Source organism: Agromyces neolithicus (assembly GCF_039529735.1).
Lineage (GTDB): Bacteria > Actinomycetota > Actinomycetes > Actinomycetales > Microbacteriaceae > Agromyces > Agromyces neolithicus.
Genome location: NZ_BAAANJ010000006.1, coordinates 105317 through 123285, shown reverse-complemented (window position 1 = coordinate 123285; position 17969 = coordinate 105317). Strand labels below are relative to the sequence as shown.

At 70.9% G+C, this 17969-nt stretch carries 16 protein-coding genes and 1 riboswitch; of the genes, 8 read left to right on the top strand and 8 right to left on the bottom strand.

Features of this window, described 5'->3' with window-relative positions; all coding sequences use genetic code 11:
- Positions 1–82 precede the first annotated feature (82 nt).
- From ABD164_RS09430 to ABD164_RS09405, 6 genes are read right to left on the bottom strand one after another with little or no spacing between them, the layout of a single operon-like run.
- Positions 83–1243 (bottom strand): N-acetylglucosamine-6-phosphate deacetylase, encoded by a 1161-nt coding sequence (locus ABD164_RS09430; protein ID WP_344295637.1) that lies wholly within the window; start codon positions 1241–1243, stop codon positions 83–85.
- A complete protein-coding gene (locus ABD164_RS09425) occupies positions 1240–2028 on the bottom strand; it encodes a DeoR/GlpR family DNA-binding transcription regulator (protein ID WP_344295635.1) in 789 nt (262 codons plus the stop codon). The genes ABD164_RS09430 and ABD164_RS09425 overlap by 4 nt, the downstream gene beginning before the upstream one ends.
- A complete protein-coding gene (locus ABD164_RS09420; RefSeq protein WP_344295634.1) occupies positions 2025–2912 on the bottom strand; it encodes a class II fructose-bisphosphate aldolase in 888 nt (295 codons plus the stop codon). The genes ABD164_RS09425 and ABD164_RS09420 overlap by 4 nt, the downstream gene beginning before the upstream one ends.
- Positions 2909–3901 carry a 1-phosphofructokinase family hexose kinase gene (locus tag ABD164_RS09415; protein ID WP_344295633.1) on the bottom strand — a complete coding sequence of 331 codons (993 nt, stop codon included), beginning with the start codon at positions 3899–3901 and terminating at the stop codon, positions 2909–2911. Before ABD164_RS09415 ends, ABD164_RS09420 begins: the two co-directional genes overlap by 4 nt.
- Positions 3898–4878, bottom strand: a complete 981-nt coding sequence (locus tag ABD164_RS09410; protein WP_344295631.1) for an ROK family protein — start codon at positions 4876–4878, stop codon at positions 3898–3900. The genes ABD164_RS09415 and ABD164_RS09410 overlap by 4 nt, the downstream gene beginning before the upstream one ends.
- A gap of 5 nt (positions 4879–4883) precedes the next feature.
- Entirely contained in the window at positions 4884–5753 is an 870-nt protein-coding gene (locus tag ABD164_RS09405) for an SIS domain-containing protein (protein ID WP_344295873.1), read from the bottom strand.
- A gap of 401 nt (positions 5754–6154) precedes the next feature.
- Between ABD164_RS09405 and ABD164_RS09400 the strand changes: the two genes are divergently transcribed.
- The 3 genes from ABD164_RS09400 to ABD164_RS09390 are packed head-to-tail and all read left to right on the top strand — an operon-like array spanning position 6155 to position 9347.
- On the top strand, positions 6155–7402 hold the full coding sequence (locus tag ABD164_RS09400; protein ID WP_344295630.1) for an extracellular solute-binding protein: 1248 nt from the start codon (positions 6155–6157) through the stop codon (positions 7400–7402).
- 49 nt (positions 7403–7451) lie between these two features.
- Positions 7452–8435 carry a carbohydrate ABC transporter permease gene (locus ABD164_RS09395; RefSeq protein WP_344295629.1) on the top strand — a complete coding sequence of 328 codons (984 nt, stop codon included), beginning with the start codon at positions 7452–7454 and terminating at the stop codon, positions 8433–8435.
- A 3-nt stretch (positions 8436–8438) separates the two neighbouring features.
- A complete protein-coding gene (locus ABD164_RS09390; RefSeq protein WP_344295628.1) occupies positions 8439–9347 on the top strand; it encodes a carbohydrate ABC transporter permease in 909 nt (302 codons plus the stop codon).
- A 40-nt stretch (positions 9348–9387) separates the two neighbouring features.
- Here the strand turns inward: ABD164_RS09390 and ABD164_RS09385 are convergent, their stop codons facing one another.
- Positions 9388–11037, bottom strand: coding sequence for a beta-N-acetylhexosaminidase (locus tag ABD164_RS09385; protein ID WP_344295626.1), 1650 nt, complete (start codon positions 11035–11037; stop codon positions 9388–9390).
- A gap of 155 nt (positions 11038–11192) precedes the next feature.
- Positions 11193–11274, top strand: a riboswitch (ZMP/ZTP riboswitch).
- Positions 11275–11344: 70 nt separating this feature from the next.
- Here ABD164_RS09385 and glyA point away from each other — a divergent pair.
- From glyA to ABD164_RS09360, 5 genes are all read left to right on the top strand, one after another.
- On the top strand, positions 11345–12634 hold the full coding sequence (glyA, locus tag ABD164_RS09380; RefSeq protein ID WP_344295625.1) for a serine hydroxymethyltransferase: 1290 nt from the start codon (positions 11345–11347) through the stop codon (positions 12632–12634).
- Positions 12635–12782: 148 nt separating this feature from the next.
- The gene (locus tag ABD164_RS09375; protein ID WP_344295623.1) at positions 12783–13667 is read left to right on the top strand and encodes a bifunctional methylenetetrahydrofolate dehydrogenase/methenyltetrahydrofolate cyclohydrolase; all 885 of its coding nucleotides are present in this window, start codon (positions 12783–12785) and stop codon (positions 13665–13667) included.
- Between the two features lie 129 nt (positions 13668–13796).
- Complete coding sequence (locus ABD164_RS09370; RefSeq protein ID WP_344295622.1) at positions 13797–15170, top strand: cytidylyltransferase domain-containing protein; 1374 nt, start codon at positions 13797–13799, stop codon at positions 15168–15170.
- Positions 15167–16045 carry an N-acetylneuraminate synthase family protein gene (locus ABD164_RS09365; RefSeq protein WP_344295620.1) on the top strand — a complete coding sequence of 293 codons (879 nt, stop codon included), beginning with the start codon at positions 15167–15169 and terminating at the stop codon, positions 16043–16045. The genes ABD164_RS09370 and ABD164_RS09365 overlap by 4 nt, the downstream gene beginning before the upstream one ends.
- 14 nt (positions 16046–16059) lie before the next feature.
- Positions 16060–17346, top strand: a complete 1287-nt coding sequence (locus ABD164_RS09360) for a DUF6716 putative glycosyltransferase (RefSeq protein WP_344295619.1) — start codon at positions 16060–16062, stop codon at positions 17344–17346.
- Between the two features lie 85 nt (positions 17347–17431).
- Here the strand turns inward: ABD164_RS09360 and ABD164_RS09355 are convergent, their stop codons facing one another.
- Entirely contained in the window at positions 17432–17968 is a 537-nt protein-coding gene (locus ABD164_RS09355; RefSeq protein WP_344295618.1) for a gamma carbonic anhydrase family protein, read from the bottom strand.
- Between the last annotated feature and the right edge of the window lies 1 nt (position 17969).

Sequence of the window (17969 nt, the reverse complement as noted above, 5' to 3'; positions counted from 1 at the left end):
TCATCCGATCGAACGGGCTGGGGCCCGGGGGCGATGGGGAACACGCCTCGGGGCCCCGCCTCGCCCGGCTGCCCTGCCCTGCTCAGCCGAGGCGCACGCCCGCGCCCCACACCGCCTGCACGTCGAGTGCATCCCCGAGCAGCACGGCGTCGGCGGCGAACCCGGGGTCGAGTCGCCCAAGGTCGCGCTCGCGGCCGATGGCCGCGGCGGGAACGCTCGTGAGCGCCGCCACGGCGTGTTCGAGTGCGATTCCGCTGTCGACGACCGCCCGTCGCAGCGCCTCGTCTTGCGTGAGGGTCGAGCCGGCGATCGAGCCGCCGCGAGCGAGCCGCGCCACGCCCGCCTCGACGACGACCTCGAGCGAGCCGAGCAGGTAGGTGCCGTCGGCCGAGCCCGCCGCCGCCATCGCGTCGGTGATGAGCGCGACGCGCCCCGGTGCCCCGGCGAAGGCGAGGTTCACGACCTCGGGGTGCACGTGCACGCCGTCGTTGATGACCTCGAGGGTGACGTGGTCGGCGCGCATCGCCGCGACGACCGGCCCTGGCGCTCGGTGGTGAATGCCGCGCATGCCGTTGAACGCGTGCGTGAGAATCGACGCGCCGGCGTCGAACGCCGCGAGCGCGGTCGCGAAGTCGGCGCCGGTGTGCCCGACGGCGACGCGCACGCCCGCCTCGGTGAACCGGCGGATCGCATCGGCAGCACCTGCGTGCTCAGGGGCGATCGTGATCTGGCGCAGCGTGCCGTCGGCGGCCTCGAGCAGCCGGGCGACCGAGACGGTGTCGGCAGGGCGCAACAGGGAAGGGTCGTGTGCGCCGCGGAACTCGGCGTCGAGGAACGGGCCCTCGAGGTGCGCACCGAGCACGCGCGGGTCGCGTGCGGTGACGCGGGCGATGGTCTCGAGCTGAGCGGCGAGCGGTTCGACTCCCGCAGTCACGAGCGAGAGCACCGAACGCGTCGTGCCGTGCGCGTTGTGCACCGCGAGCGCCGTCTCGATCGCCTGCTCGCCGTCATCGACCGAGGCGCCTCCGGCACCGTGGCAGTGGATGTCGATGAATCCGGGCACCAGCAGCCGCCCCGCGGCGTCGGTCACGACCGCGTCAGGCGTGAGCGCCTCGCGCCAACTGTCGCCGATGCCCCGTGCGGCGACGAGCTCGCCCTCGAACCGAACCCACGAGTCGGGAACGGTGTCGAACCCGCTGACGAGCCGGGCGGAGTGGACGACCGTGGAAGAAGAAGACCTCACTCGGCAACGATAACGTCGTAGCCCTGATCGGCGAGGCGTGCCCGCTGCTCTGGCGTCACGCCGCTGTCGGTGATGAGCGTCGAGAAGAGCCGTCGCGGGCCGATCGACGCGAACGCGCGCTTGTCGATCTTCGACGAGTCGGCGACGAGCACGGCGTGCGCCGCGCGCGACGCCATGAGCGCGTTGACCGCGGCCTCGCGTTCGTCGTGCGAGGTGGGGCCGACCACGGGATCGATGCCATTGACGCCGATGAACGCGAAGTCGAGCGTGATGCTGCCGAGCACCGCGTCGGTGTACGAGCCGACGAGCTCGTACGAGCGTGCGTGCACCACACCGCCGGTGACGACCGTCTTGATCTGCGGGCGCACGGCCAGCTGCATGGCGATGTTGATCGCGTTGGTGACGACGGTGAGCCCGGGATCGGCCGAGGGCTCCATGATGTCCCCGCGGGTGAGCAGCTGCTCGACGATCGCCGTCGCGGTCGTGCCGCCGCACAGCCCGATCACCGCGCCACGCGGCACGAGGTTGCTCGCCGCCCGGGCGATGGCCGCCTTCGATGTGGGGTGCTGCTGGTTCTTGTAGCGGATGGGCAGGTCGTAGGCGACCGAGTGCGCCACCGCGCCGCCGCGCGTGCGCGTGAGCAGCTGCTGGCTCGCGAGGGCGTCGAGGTCGCGACGTGCGGTCGCGGGCGACACGTCGAGGCGCTCGATGATCTGGTCGACCTCGACCTGGCCGGTCTCGGCGAGCAGGTCGAGCACGGCGCTCAGGCGTTCCGCACGGTTCATCCGATCTCGCTTCCCTCAGGTGCCGGCGCGAACTGTGCCGATGCGGACTGTGCCGACGCGAACAGTCGTAGCAGGCGACCGGCCTCGAGCCGCACCGCCTCGCGGCCGGCCGCGACGTACTTTCGCGAGTCTACGGCCGACGGGTGCCGCGCGAGGTAGTCGCGGATCGCGCCGGTGAACGCGCCGTTCAGGTGCGTCGACACATTGATCTTCGTGAGGCCCGAACGGATGCCCCGCACGATGGTGTCGTCGGGAACGCCCGACGATCCGTGCAGCACGAGGGGCACGGGCACTGCGGCGTGCAGCCGCGCGATGAGCTCGAGGTCGAGTGCGGCGCTGCGCTCGGTCATGGCGTGCGACGAGCCCACCGCGACCGCGAGCGCGTCGACGCCGGTCTCGGCGACGAACTGCGCCGCCTCGTCGGGGTCGGTGCGCACCCCGGGTGCATGGGCGCCGTCTTTGCCGCCGATCTCGCCGAGCTCGGCCTCGACGAGCACGCCCGCGAGTGCGGCACGCTCGACGACCCGGCGCGTGGTGGCGACGTTGTCGGCGAAGTCGAGCTTCGCGCCGTCGTACATGACCGAGCCGAAACCGTGCTCGATCGCGACGAGTGCGAGCTCGGGGTCTTCGGCATGGTCGAGGTGCACGGCGACGGCTGCGCTCGACGCCTCGGCCACCGAGAGCGTCGCACGTGCGATCGGCTCGAAGCCGCCGTGGTAGCGCACGCAGTTCTCGGACAGCTGCAGGATCACGGGCAGCCCCGTGTCTTCGGCGGCGCCCACGAGCGCCTCTGCCGTCTCGAGGTGCAGCACGTTGAAGGCGCCCACCCCCGTGCGTGCCGCCGCGGCGGCGTCGAGGATCGTGCGGGTGGCGGTGAGCGTCATGCGGATTCCCGGGGTTGCTGTGGTTCGGAGGGTTCGAGGGTGGTGACGACGACTTGGGCTTCGAGCGCCGCGTGATCGGGCGAGAGGGCGCCGGCGAGCGGCATGAGCACGGCCGAGGCCGACCACGCGGTCGCCCTGCGGGCCATGGCGAGGCGCGCGGCCGTGGTATCGGCGTCGCCGGCGTCGCGCAGCTCGCCGTGCTCGGCGAGGGCGGCCGCGATCGCGGCGACGGCGGCGTCGCCGGCGCCGGTGGCGTTGCCGTGCAACGGCTCGGGCAGGCGAGCACGGATGCCCCGGGCCTCGCCCGACGCGTCGAGCACGAGCAGCCCCTCGGCGCCGAGCGAGACGACCACGAGGCGAGCGCCCTCGTCGAGCAGCACCCGTGCCCCGGCGACCGGGTCGGACTCGCCCGTGACGGCCGCGAGCTCGTCGCGGTTGGGCTTCAGCACGGTCGCGCGCGCCCGCGCCGCGGCGAGCAGGCCGGGCCCGCTCGTGTCGACGACGACGGCGACCCCGGCGGCGATGAGCTCAGCGACGAGCGCCGCGATCGCGTCGGGATCGAGCCCGGGCGGCAGGCTGCCGCTGATGACGACGACCGAGGCCCTGCGCCCGAGATGCGCGGCCTCGGCGACCAATGCCGCCGCTTCGGCCGGCGAGAGGGCCGCGCCGTGTTCGTTCAGGATGCTCGTCTCGCCGCTCGTCTCGTCGACGATCGCGATGCTGCGGCGGGTCTCGCCGGCGATCGGCACGAGTGCGTGGTGCAGGCCGCTGCGGCTGAGGTCGTCGGCGAGGCGCGCGCCGGTCGCGCCGCCGGCGGTGGCGAGCGTGATCACCTCGTGCCCCTCGGCCGCGAGCACCCGAGCCACATTGATGCCCTTGCCGCCCGCGCGCGACGCGCCCGCGGCGACCCGGTGGGTCTCGCCCGGCAGCAGCCGGTCGACGTGCCAGGTGAGGTCTTCGGCCGGGTTCGGGGTGACGGTGACGATCACGAGGCGACCCCAGTCGTGCGTGAAGCTGCGCGCGCGGCGGCGAGATCGCGCGCCGCGAGGGCGGTGCCGAGCAGGCCCGCGTCGTCGCCGAGCTGGGCGTGCACGAGGGCGGGGCGCCGATGGAAGCTGAGCAGCGCATCGAGCCGCTCGCCGAGCGGTTCGAACAGGGCGGTTCCCGATTGGGCGAGTCCGCCGCCGATGACGATGGCCTCGGGGGCGAGGTTCGCCACCAGCCGGGCGAGGGCCTGCGCGAGCGCCTCGACGGCGTCGTTCCAGACGCGCTTCGCCACGGGGTCGCCGGTGGTGGCGGCGGCGAGTACGTCTTTCGCACCGGTCGCGGGGTTGCCCGACGCCTGTCGGTACCGTCGTGCGATCGCGCCCGCGGAGGCGATGGTCTCGAGGCAGCCGATCGCGCCGCACGCGCACGGTTCGCCGAGGGGGTCGGCGAGCGAGTGACCGAACTCCCCGGCGTACCCGCCGCCCGCATAGGGGCGGCCGTCGAGGATGAGCGAACTCGCGATACCGGTGCCGATCGCGAGCACCACGACATCGCCGTAGCCGCGCGCTGCGCCGAGACGGTGCTCTGCGTCGCCGGCGGCGCGCACGTCGTGACCGAAGGCGACGGGCAGGCCGGTGGCGGCCTCGGCGAGTGAGCGGATGGGCGCGTCGCGCCACCCGAGGTTCGAGGCGAAGATGCCGACGCCCGACACCTCGTCGACGAGGCCCGGAACGCTGACGCCCACGGCGACGGGCGCGATGCCCGGAGCCTCGTCGAGGTGCGCGCGGGCGAGCGTCCCGATCGACGCCACGACGGCGCCGGCCGGGTCGGCAGGATCGAGCGGGGTCGGCGTGCGGCGTAGGCCGAGCACCGCGCCGTCGGCACCGATGAGGGCTGACTTCGTATCGGTGCCGCCGACGTCGAACGCGAGCACCGGCACGCCTGGGCCGAGTGGCCCCGGCGCATCGGCGGTCGTCATGGGCTTCACGCCTCGAGCACGACGGAACGCGTCAGGTTGCGCGGCTGGTCGGGGTCGAGGCCCTTTGCCTGGGCGCGAGCGAGCGCGACGCGCTGCGCGCGCACGAGTTCGGCCATGGGGTCGAGCGCGCTCGCCTCGAATCGGCCGCCCGTGGCGGCGACATCGGCGGCGAGGCCATCGGGTGCATGGCCGAACTGCCAAGTGACCCGGCCGGGTGCGGCGATCGCGATGGGGCCGTGGCGGTACTCCATGGAGGGGTAGGACTCGGTCCACGACTGCGAGGCCTCGCGCATCTTGAGGGCGGCCTCGTGGGCGAGCCCGACCGACCAGCCGCGACCGAGGAACGTGAACTGCTCGGCGTTGACGAGCACCGGGTCGAGGTCGTCGGCGATCACGCTGCTCGCGTCGGCGATGGCGCCGCCGAGGTCTTCGCCGAGCGAGGCACGGAACAGCGCGAGTGCCGTGGTGGCGAAGCGGGTCTGCACAACCGACTGCTCGTCGGCGAACGGCAGGGTGATGGCTTCGTCGACGAGGTCGACGAGGGGTGAGCCCGCGTCGCCGATGACGCCGATCGTGGGGACGCGACCGCGCAGGCCTTCGACGAGTTGCAGCACCTCGGTCGTGGTGCCCGATCGGGTGAGGGCGACGACCGCGTCGTAGCCGCGGTCGACGAAGGCCTCGGATGCTGCGAACGCGTCGGTCTCGCCGTGGCCGCCGGTCTCGCGCAGCCACGCGTACGACTGGGCCATGAACCACGAGGTGCCGCAGCCGACGACGGCGATGCGTGCACCGCGCGCGGGCAGTCGCGACTGCTCGTCGCGGAGGTCGGCGGCGCGGGCCCATGTGTCGGGCTGGGAGGCGAGCTCGGCCGCCATGTGCGCGGCGGGGGCGGGTGCGGACTGCAGGGACACGGTGTGCTCCACTCGGTTCGGTGTGCGTCGCGGAGGAACGCAACGTGATGACGCATCCATGATTGCAGATGACCGCAATCCATGTCTATCGATCATCGAAAAGATCGTTCCGTCACGACAGCTGCACGACTGAGTTTTGTGAGGGTTCTGAACAAAATCAGATAACAAATGGCTTCCGCGCCTTGACGCGCATAAGTCATTCGTCGTAGATTGCCGAGCGTCGATTGAACGTACATGATCGTTTACTCGGCGAAACGTTCACGAAACACCACTCCGACGATTGAGAGTGCGTGTTCACGAACACACGCACCGTCGCGAGGCTCCAGCTCGGCGGTGCACCCATCCACCAGAGTGAGGAAGCATCCATGAAGAAGTCCCTGCGCCTCAGTGCCGCAGTGGCGCTCGCCGCCACCGCCTCGCTGACGCTCGCATCATGCGGCTTCGGCGGTGGCACCGACGGCGGCGACGCCGGCGGCTCGACCACCCTCGACCTGCTCGTGCCCAGCTACTCCGACAACACCCAGGGCCTCTGGGAAGACGTGATCGCCGGCTTCGAAGACGCGAACCCCGACATCGACGTCAAGCTCGAGGTGCAGTCGTGGGACAACCTCGAGTCGGTCATCGCGACGAAGATCCAGGGCGGTGAGGCACCCGACATCTACAACGGCGGCCCCTTCGCCGGCTTCGCGGCCGATGAGCTGCTGTACCCGGCCGAAGAGGTCGTCTCGGCCGAGACGTTCGGCGACTTCCAGGAGTCGTTCCTCGCGAACGCAGAGGTCGACGGCACCGCCTACGCGCTGCCGCTCATCGCGTCGGCCCGTGCGCTGTTCGTGAACAACACGCTGCTCGAGCAGGCCGGCGTCGCGGCGCCGCCCACCGACTGGGACGAGCTGCTCGACGCCGCAACCAAGGTCTCGGCACTCGGCGGCGGTGTGGCCGGTTACGGCATGCCCCTCGGTTCAGAAGAGGCGCAGGCCGAGGCGGCCGTGTGGCTCTGGGGCGGCGGCGGCACGTTCGGCGACGCCGACGCGATCACCGTCGACGACCCCGCGAACCTGCCCGGTGCCGAGCAGATCAAGAAGATGATCGACGCCGGCGCGACGCAGGCCGACCCCGGCTCGACCGACCGCTCGCCGCTCATGGACATCTTCGTGCAGGGCAAGATCGGCATGCAGGTGGGCCTTCCGCCGACCGTCGGCCAGATCGAAGAGGGCAACCCCGAACTCGACTACTCGATCGTGCCGATTCCCACGGCCGACGGCAGCCCGTTCACGCTCGGCGTCATGGACCAGCTCATGGCATTCGAGAACGACGGCGACAAGAAGGACGCCATCACCAAGTTCCTCGACTACTACTACACGGCCGATGTCTATGTGCCGTGGGTGCAGACCGAGGGCTTCCTCCCCGTCACGAAGTCGGGCGCCGAGCAGCTCTCGGGCGAAGAGGCGCTCGCGCCGTTCCTCGAGGTGCTGCCCGACGCGCAGTTCTACCCGAGCACCAACCCGGCCTGGTCGGTGACCGACGGCGCGTTCAAGGCGCTCTTCGGGCAGCTCCAGACCAAGCCCGCGCAGGATGTCCTCACCGAGATCCAGGCGCAGGCCGACGCCGGCTGATTCCCGTTCCATCGCAATACACCCCGGAGGGATCGGTGACCACCGAACCATGAGTACCACCACCGATGTGTCATCGATCCCCGGGGCGGGGGCGGCCGACGGCCGCCCCCGCCCCGGCGGGCCCGACAGCGGCGGCGCCGCGAAGCCGCGCCGCGGCGGGCGCGAGCTGCTCGCCTCGCTGCCGTGGATCGGCCCCGCCCTCATCCTCATCTTCGGCGTCGTGCTGTTCCCCGCCGTCGTCATGTTCTACAACTCCACCCGCGACATCTCGATCTCGGGGCTCGACAAGGGCTCGGTCGGCTTCGACAACTACATCGAGGTCTTCACCTTCCCGTACTTCTGGCCGATCTTCGGGCGCACGATCGTGTGGGTGGTCGTCGTCGTCGCCGCGACCGTCGTCATCTCCCTCGGCCTCGCCCAGATCCTCAACAAGGCATTCCCCGGCCGGCGTATCGTGCGGCTGGCCGTCATCATCCCGTGGGCGGCCTCGGTCGTCATGACGACGATGGTCGTCTACTACGGGCTCGAGCCGTACTTCGGCATCATCAACAAGTTCCTCGTCGACGTGGGGCTCATCGCCACCCCCGAGGGCTACGGCTGGACCCGTAACCCCGAGACCGCCTTCGCGTGGTCGATCGTGGTCGCGATCTTCGTGTCGCTGCCGTTCACGACGTACACGATCCTGGCGGGTCTCGCGACGGTGCCGGGCGATGTGCTCGAGGCCGCCAAGATGGACGGCGCGGGCCCCGCGCGCACCTATTTCAGCGTCGTGCTGCCACAGCTGCGCGGCGCACTCTCGGTGGCCGTGCTCATCAACATCATCAACGTGTTCAACTCGCTGCCGATCTTGAAGGTCATGACCGGGTCGATACCCGGCTACGACGCCGACACCATCATGACGATGATCTTCAAGTACATCCAGAACCAGCACAAGGTCGACGTGGCGAGCGCCCTCTCGGTCGTCGCGTTCCTCATCGTCATCGTCATCGTCGCGATCTACGTGCGCGTGGTCAAGCCCATGAAGGAGGTCTGAGCCGTGGCCGTCACCGCCCCCGCCTTCGAGACCATCGCCCCGCCCGCGACATCCGCTCGCAAGCGCCGCTACACCGAAGACCAGGTCCCCATCGGCAAGGTGCTCGTGCGTATGCTCGCCGGGCTCATCGTGCTGCTGGTGTTCACCCTGCCGTACGTGATCATGTTCTTCGGCTCGGTGAAGACCAAGGCGCAGATCCGCTCGGTCGATCCCACCTACTTCCCCACGGAGTGGCACTGGGAGAACTACCTCAACATGTGGTCGACGCCCGAGACGCCCCTCGTGCAGAACCTCATCTCGACGATCGTGATCTCGGTGTTCGCGACGCTGCTCGTACTGCTGGTGGCCATGCCCGCGGCCTACTACACCGCGCGCATGCAGTTCCCGTTCCGCATGGTGTTCCTCTTCCTGGTGATCGTCACGCAGATGCTGCAGCCCGCCGTGCTCACCTCCGGCCTGTTCCGCCAGTTCGTCACGCTCGGCATGATCGACACGTGGGCGGCGATGATCTTCATCAACGCCGCGTTCAACCTGTCGTTCGCGGTATGGATCATGCACTCGTTCTTCGCCGGCATCCCGAAGGAGGTCGACGAGGCGGCGCAGATCGACGGCGCCGGGCGCATGACGGTGCTCTTCCGCATCAACCTGCCGCTCGTGTGGCCGGGCATCGTGACCGCGATCGTCTTCACGTTCGTGGCGTGCTGGAACGAGTTCGCGGCCTCGCTCGTGATCCTCTCGACCGCGGGCAACCAGCCACTGTCGGTCGCGCTCACGAAGTTCGTCGGGCAATACGAGACGAGCTGGCACTACGTGTTCGGCGTCTCGATCGTCGCGATCATCCCCGTCGTGGTGCTGTTCATGATCATCGAGAAGCGCCTGGTCGGAGGGCTCACCGCCGGAAGCGTCAAGTAGGCGGCGTACCGTTGCTTGAACGCGATCGAAACCCGCCAGGCTATTCGGCCCAAGCGATCTCGGGCACCCGGTGGTACGCGACCCCCATCGCATCGAGGTGTTGCCCGAACCGCGCGACGCGTGCGAAGAACTCGCCGGTCTCGCGGATCGTGTCTGCGTCGGGCCGTGGCGACCACGCGAGCTCGGCGATCGCCGCGATCCGCGGGAACACCATGAACTCGACCTCTGACATCGTCGTCAGCGTCTCGGTCCACACGGGCGCCTCGAGACCGAGGATGTCGTCTTCGCCGATGCCCGGCACGATCGCCGTCGGCTCCCAGAGGTAGGCCTCCTCGAGCGTCGTCGGGCCCTTCGCCCAGTCCTGTCCGATCGGCCGACCGAGCGGGGTCTGCGGGTCGCCGGCGTAGGTCATGTCGAGGTAGGCGACATCTGCGGGCGAGAGGATGACCTGGCCGCCCTGTTCGACGAAGGATCGCGTCTGGGCGACCGCATCGCCTGCGGGCTCGACGAAGCTCCAGTACTGCCCGACGGTGCCGGGCGGCAGCTCGCGCGATGCGCCCATCTCGTGCCAGCCGATCAGCGTCTTGCCGGTCGCGGCGCCAGCCTGCGCGATGCGCCGCACGAGGTCGAGGTACGCATCGGCGGGGGTCGCGAGCGACTCGTCGCCGCCGAGGTGCAGCCACGGCCCCGGCGTGAGCTCGGCGACCTCGCGCGTGACATCGGCGAGGAACCGGTCGGTCGTATCGGCCCGTTCGGGCGCGGCGCACAGCGACGAGAAGCCCACCTCGATGCCCTCGTACGGCGCCGGCGCCGCCCCGTCGCAGTTCAGCTCGGGGTAGGCGCTGAGCGCCGCGCTGGTGTGCCCGGGCAGGTCGATCTCAGGCACGATCGTGACGAAGCGCTCGGCGGCGTACGCGACGATGCGGCGGTAATCGTCGTGCGTGTAGAAGCCCCCGCCGGCGCCGCCGACCGACGTCGATGCGCCGATGCCGGTGAGCTCTGGCCACGATTCGATCTCGAGGCGCCAGCCCTGGTCGTCGGTGAGGTGCAGGTGCAGCACGTTGAGCTTCAGCAGTGCGATCGCGTCGACGAACCGCAGCACCTCCTCTACCGAGAAGAAGTGGCGCGCGACGTCGAGCATCGCGCCGCGGTACGCGAAGCGCGGCTGGTCGGCCACCGATGCCGCAGGCACGACCCATCCGCCCTGTGGCGGCGTCGGATCATCCGTTCGCCCGATGTCGGCGGGCAGCAGCTGGCGCAGCGACTGCGTGCCCCAGAACAGCCCGGCGGCGGTCGCGGCGCCGATGCGCACGCCGTCGCCTCCGATCTCGAGCGTGTAGCCCTCGTTCGCACCGTCGGCCTCGCCGTCGGCGACGACGAGGGCGATGTCGGATGCCGCGGCCTCGCCCTCGACGACGGGCAGGGCGAACCCGGTGGCGGCGCGTGCCGGTGCGGCGAACGTCTCGGCCGCCGCCGCTGCACCGTCGCCGACGGCCACCAGCCGCGAGTCGGCGGTGAGCGTGAACGGTTGGCCGCCGGTGAGCGTGAACGATGCGGGGGCGGGGATGATGCCGGTCACTGCTGGTCCGTTCTCGTCGGGGTCTGCGGTGCACCCGGCGAGCCCGAGGGCCGCGGCGGTGAGCACGGAGATGAGCAGGGTAGCGCGTGCGGCGGTGCTGCGTCGGTGCATGTGGGGCCTCGGATCGCGATAGGGAAGGATTCCTAACTCACAGGTTGCGAGCCATCCTGCCACGGCCCGGCGTCGTTCCGACAGTCCCTTCCGGCAGCCCGGCCGAGCCGCGGCGGCACGAGAAGCCGCCCGCACGGGACATCCGTTGCTATGCTTGCGTGCGTCGCGACTGGCGTTGAGATGGATTCCCATCGGGGAGCGACCGGCACGCACCGACCGCTCGCCTGGGCCGGTACGGATGCCTCGTGGCGCGAGTCGCACGAGGCAGCACCCTCGTTTGGTCCGTACCCGTCATAAGGAGCCAGTCTTGGCCGAGTCCGCCACGTCCCAATCACTACTGAACGCCCCCCTCTCCGAGGTCGATCCCGAGATCGCCGAGGTGCTCGAGCTCGAGCTCGGTCGCCAGCGCGACTACCTCGAGATGATCGCGAGCGAGAACTTCGTGCCCGTCTCGGTGCTGCAGTCGCAGGGCTCGGTGCTCACGAACAAGTACGCCGAAGGCTACCCGGGCCGCCGCTACTACGGCGGCTGCGAGTACGTCGACGTGGCCGAGTCGCTCGCCATCGAGCGCGCGAAGTCGCTCTTCGGCGCCGAGTACGCGAACGTGCAGCCCCATTCGGGCGCCACCGCCAACGCGGCCGTGCTGAGCGCCATCGCCACCCCCGGCGACACCATCCTCGGCCTCGAACTCGCGCACGGCGGCCACCTCACCCACGGCATGAAGCTCAACTTCTCGGGCAAGCTGTACAACGCCGTCTCGTACGGCGTCGACCCCGAGAGCTTCGTGGTCGACATGAACGTCGTGCGCGACAAGGCGCTCGAGCACAAGCCGCAGGTCATCATCGCCGGCTGGTCGGCGTACCCCCGCCAGCTCGACTTCGCCGCGTTCCGTGAGATCGCCGACGAGGTCGGGGCCAAGCTCTGGGTCGACATGGCGCACTTCGCCGGCCTCGTGGCGGCCGGCCTGCACCCGAACCCCGTGCCCCACGCCGACGTCGTGAGCTCGACCGTGCACAAGACGATCGGCGGCCCGCGCTCGGGCTTCATCGTCGCGCGCGACATGGAGCTCGCGAAGAAACTCAACTCGAACGTGTTCCCCGGCCAGCAGGGCGGACCGCTCATGCACGTGATCGCGGCCAAGGCCACGGCGTTCAAGATCGCGGCCTCGGCCGAGTTCAAGGACCGCCAGGAGCGCACCGTGCGCGGCGCGAAGATCCTCGCCGAGCGCCTCACGGCCGACGACTCGCGTGCCGCCGGCGTCGACGTGCTCACGGGCGGCACCGACGTGCACCTCGTGCTCGCCGACCTCCGCAATTCCGCGATCGACGGCCAGCAGGCCGAAGACCTGCTGCACGAGGCGCTCATCACGGTGAACCGCAATGCGGTGCCGTTCGACCCCCGCCCCCCGATGGTCACGTCTGGCCTGCGCATCGGCACGCCCGCGCTCGCCACCCGCGGGTTCGGCGACGCCGAGTTCACCGAGGTCGCCGACATCATCGCGCTCACCCTGAAGGGCGAAGCGGATGTCCCGGCGCTGCGCGCCCGGGTCGAGGCCCTCACGGCGCGGTTCCCGCTCTACCCGGGCCTGGCGCAGTAACCCGGTCGGCGGGTCATCCCACCCGCATTGGAGCATCACCACATGACGCAATGCAGGAAGAACGGCCCGACACGCCGGGGCGCGGCAACGTGAGCCCGGCGAGTCATCCGATTCTTCCTGCATTGCGACAGGCACGGCAGGAGACGACATGACCGCCATCACCCTCGACGGCGTCGCCACCGCGGCGGCCGTGAAGCACGAGCTCGCCTCGCGCATCGCGCTGCTGCGCGCACACGGGGTCGTGCCCGGGCTCGGCACGCTGCTCGTCGGCGACGACCCGGGCTCGAAGTCGTACGTGGCGGGCAAGCACCGCGACTGCGCCGAGGTGGGTATCGAGTCCATCCGCGTCGACCTGCCCGCCTCGGCGACCACCGCCGACGTGCGTTCCGCGATCCGCGACCTCAATGCCGCCTCCGAGGTGACCGGGTACATCGTGCAGTTGCCACTGCCCGCCGGACACGACGAGAACGCGATGCTCGAGCTCATCGACCCCGACAAAGACGCCGACGGACTGCACCCCACGAACCTCGGTCGGCTCGTGCTCGGCATCGAGGGCGAACTGCACTCGCCGCTGCCGTGCACCCCGGCCGGAATCGTCGAGATGCTGCGCCGCTACGACGTGCCCATCAGGGGCAGGCACGTCACGGTCATCGGTCGGGGGCTCACCGTGGGGCGCCCCCTCGGGCTGCTCTTCACCCGCAAGGGGCTCGACGCGACCGTGACACTTACGCACTCGCGCACCGTCGACCTCGCCGCCGAGGTGCGCCGAGCCGATATCGTCGTCGCCGCCGTGGGCGTGCCGCACCTCGTGAAGCCCGAGTGGATCAAGCGCGGTGCAGCCGTGCTCGACGTGGGCATCACGCGCGTGCAAGACGAGGAGACCGGCAAGGGCCGGCTCACGGGCGATGTCGACCCCGCCGTCGCATCGGTCGCGGGGCACCTCTCGCCGAACCCCGGCGGCGTGGGTCCGATGACGCGGGCCATGCTGCTCGCGAACGTGGTGAAGGCGGCCGAGCTCAGGCTCGACGGGTAGCCCCGGGCGGCGCCAAAGGGCGCGGCGGGGGCGCGGCATCGGCGCGCCCGCCCGGCCGTCCTCCTCCCGGTCGCCCGGCGTTCACCCGTTGCTCACCGGGCGGCAAGTCGGCGCGCGTAGCTTCGCGGCATGCTCCCTGAAGGGCGACCCATCGGACGCGCCATTCCCCCCGCGGCGGGGGTCGTCGCGATCGTGCCCGCCCGTGGAGGCTCGAAGGGGCTTCCGGGCAAGAACCTCGCGCCCGTGGCGGGCGTGCCGCTGATCACCCGTACGATCCGCGCGGCGATCGGCGCGAGCCGCATCGACGCCGTGTTCGTGTCGACCGACGACGACCGTATCGCCGATGCGGCGCACGCCGAGGGCGCCGGCGTGATCCGCCGTCCGGTCGAGCTCGCGGGCGACACCGCGAGCTCGGAGTCGGCGCTGCTGCACGCGCTCGACGAGATCGCCGTCGGCGCCGGCAACCTTCCCGGCGTCACGGTGTTCCTACAGGCGACGTCACCGTTCGTCGACTCCGCCGACCTCGACGAGGCCGTGCGGCGGGTCGTTGAAGGTGACGACGACGTGGTCTTCTCGGTCGTGCCGAGCCACACGTTCCTCTGGCGCGAATCGGTCGACGTCGCCAAGGGCGCCGAGGGCGTCAACCACGAGTCATCCGTTCGCCCGCGCCGGCAGGAGCGCGAGCCCGAGTTCCGCGAGACCGGCGCGTTCTACGTGATGCGCACCGACGGGTTCCGCGAAGCCGGCCATCGGTTCTTCGGCCGCATCGGCATGCTGCGCGTGCCCGATGCGCACGCGATCGAGATCGACGACCCCGCCGACCTCGCGCTCGCGCGCGTGATCGCGCGCGGCGGTCTCGGCGACGACGACCCCGTCGGTACCGGGCCTGTCGTCGTGCCGCCGCGGCCGGCGCGCCACCACGTCTCGGCGGCGCAGGACAGCCGCGACAGCCAAGGCAGTGCGCGTCGCCGCCCGAAGCCCCGCATCGACGTCGATGCCGTCGTCACCGACTTCGACGGGGTGCACACCGACGACACCGCGTGGGTCGACGCCGAGGGCCGTGAGCTCGTGCGCGTGAGCCGCAGCGACGGTCACGGCGTCGCCCGGCTGCGCGAGGCGGGAATTCCCGTGCTGATCCTCTCGGCCGAGACGAACCCCGTCGTCGCCGCGCGCGCCGCGAAGCTGCAGGTCGAGGTGCGTCACGGCGTCGCCGAGAAGGGCGTCGTGCTCGCCGAGTGGGCCGCGGCACGGGGCATCCGCCTCGATCGCATCGCCTACCTCGGCAACGACGAGGGCGACCTTCCCGCGCTCGCGCTCGTCGGCTGGCCCGTCGCGGTGGCCGACGCCGTGGCATCGGTGCGCAGCGTCGCCCGCCTCGTGCTCGACCGCCGCGGCGGCACCGGCGCGGTGCGCGAGCTCGCCGAACTCATCGTCGGCGCACGAGCCATTCCCGAATCGGCATACGCCGACGGGGTCGTCCACAAGCAGGGAGCACTCGCATGACGTCAGTCCGCATCGGCCGATCGATGATCGGCCCGGGCCACCCGGTCTACGTCATCGGCGAGATCGGCCTCAACCACAACGGCGACGTCGAGATTGCCAAGAGGCTCATCGACGTGGCCGTCGAGGCGGGCGCGCAGGCCGTCAAGTTCCAGAAGCGCACACCCGAGATCGCAACGCCCGAGCACATGCGCGACGTGCCCCGCGAGACGCCGTGGGGCACGATGAGCTACCTCGAATACCGGCACCGCGTCGAGTTCGGCGAGGCCGAATACCTCGAGATCGCCTCGCATGCGATGCGTGCGGGCATCGACTGGTTCGCGTCGCCATGGGATGTCCCGTCGGTCGAGTTCCTCGAAGCGCTCGACGTCGTCGCCTACAAGGTCGCATCGGCGTCGCTCACCGACCTCGAGCTGCTCGAGGCGATGGCCCGCACCGGAAAGCCGGTGATCCTCTCGACCGGGATGTCGACGCTCGACGAGATCGACCGCGCCGTCGAGACGCTCGGCACCGCGAACCTCATCGTCATGCACGCCACCTCGAGCTACCCGATGCCGCCCGAAGAGGCGAACCTGCGCATGATCCCGACGCTGCAGGCCCGATACCACGGCGTCCCGATCGGCTACTCGGGTCACGAGCGCGGGCTGCAGATCTCGCTCGCCGCCGTCACCCTCGGTGCGGTCGCCGTCGAGCGCCACATCACCCTCGATCGCGCCATGTGGGGATCCGACCAGGCGGCCTCGCTCGAGCCCGCCGGGTTCGAGCACCTCGTGCGCGACATCCGCGTCATCGGCGACGCCATGGGTGACGGCGTCAAGCGCGTGTACCCGGGCGAAGAGGCGCCGCGCGCGAAGCTGCGGCGGGTGCCCGCCCTGTGAGGGGTGCCCGCCCTGTGAGGCCGAGGCTCCTCGTCCTCGCGGACTCCGATTCGTACGTCAAATGGGGCGCGGCGTTCGCGTCACGCATCCCGGAAGGCTGGCGGGCCGAACTCGTCATCCTGTCGACGCCCGTGGCCCCGAGCGACCGGCAGCTGCGCGCGGCGCTGGCCGGATCGGCATTCGACGTGTCCGACGTGACCTTCCTCGAGCTGCACGAGCTCGAGCGGCACCTCGCGGTGCGCCGCCCCGACGTCATGCTGCTCGCGATGCGCGGCCCGCTCGTGCGGGTGGTGTCGCCGATCATCGGCCGCGCCGCCGACCGGCCGGTGCTCGTGAGCGGATTCCCCGGCCTGACCATTCCCGCCGAGCCGAAGGCGATCATCTACCGCGAGCAGGTCGACCTCATCGTGCTGCAGAGCCGGCGCGAGGTGCGCGAGTTCCGGGCGAACGCGCGGCAGCTCGGCGTCCCGGTCGGGTTCGGGCTCGCGACGTTGCCGTTCCTTTCCGACGACGGGCGAGCGGATGTCCCGGGCCCAGGCATCGACGTAGCGCCGGCGCCCGGGCGCACCGACCTCGTCTTCGCCGCGCAGGCCAAGGTGCCGGCGGCGCGTGAAGACCGCGTGCGCCTGCTCGGCTGGCTGGTCGACGCCGCACGCCGACGTCCGTCGCGGCGGGTCGTCGTGAAGGTGCGCGCTCGTCGCGGCGAGGCGCAGACCCACGACGAGGCCTACGACTTCGGCGAGCTGCTCGACGATCCCGAGGTCCGCAACGAGCTGGGCGGCAGCCTGCCGCCCAACCTCGTCGTCGAGGACGGCCCGATGGCGGGGCACCTCGAGCGCGCCGCGGCGCTCGTCACCGTGAGCTCGACCGCGGTGCTCGAGGCGATCGCCACAGGTGTGCCCGCCGTGGTCGTCGACGAGTTCGGCGTCTCGCCGAAGCTCATCAACACGGTGTTCGAGGGCAGCGGACTGTTCGGCGGCGCCGAGGCGATCGCCAGGTGGGATGCGCGACGCCCGAGCGCCGAATGGCTCGACGACAACTACTTCCACGGCCGCGAGCACGACGACTGGGCCGCCCGTGTCGATGAGCTGCTCGAGCGTCGTGCCGAGGCGCCGTTGGCCCTGCGCGAGCGCCGCTACAACCTCACCGGCGGCCTGCTGCGGCGTGCGTTCGAGCGCAAGCGCATGCTCGGTGAGTTCGACCGCTCGTTCGCGGGATCCGTGTCGGTCGTGTTCGCGGTGCCGTCCCGGTGGCTCGTGCGCCGCGTGCACAAGGTGCGCCGGCTGCTCGCGAGCCTATGACGCCGCAACTCGGGGCCCGTCAGGTGCGCGCAAGCGAGCTCGTCGACGCGTCGAAGGGCCTCGCGGACTGAGCGTGCCGGTCGGCTCAGTCGACCGGGGCGGTGTGCTCTTCGACATGCCGCAGGTAGGCGGCGGCATTGTGCCGGATGCCGTCGCGCTCGGCTTCGGTGAGCTCGCGGCGCACTTTCGCCGGCACGCCCGCGACGAGCGAGCCGGGCGGCACCACGGTGCCCTCGAGCACGACGGCGCCGGCGGCGACGAGCGAACCCGCGCCGATCACGGCGCCGTTCAGCACTCGCGCGCCCATGCCGACGAGCGAATCGTCTTCCACGGTGCATCCGTGCAGCACCGCGCCGTGCCCGACCGAGACGTTGCGTCCGACGGTGAGCGGGTAGCCCGCGTCGACGTGGCAGACCACGGTGTCCTGCAGGTTCGACCCCTCGCCCAGCACGATGGGCTCGGCCTCGGCGCGCAACACCGCGTTGTACCAGACGCTCGAGTTGGCCTCGAGGCGCACGTTGCCCACGATGACGGCGCCGGCGGCGACGAAAGCGGAGTCGGCGAGCACGGGGGCGTCGATGCCCGCCAGGGTGAGGATGCGGGCGGAGGGGTCTGCTGGCATG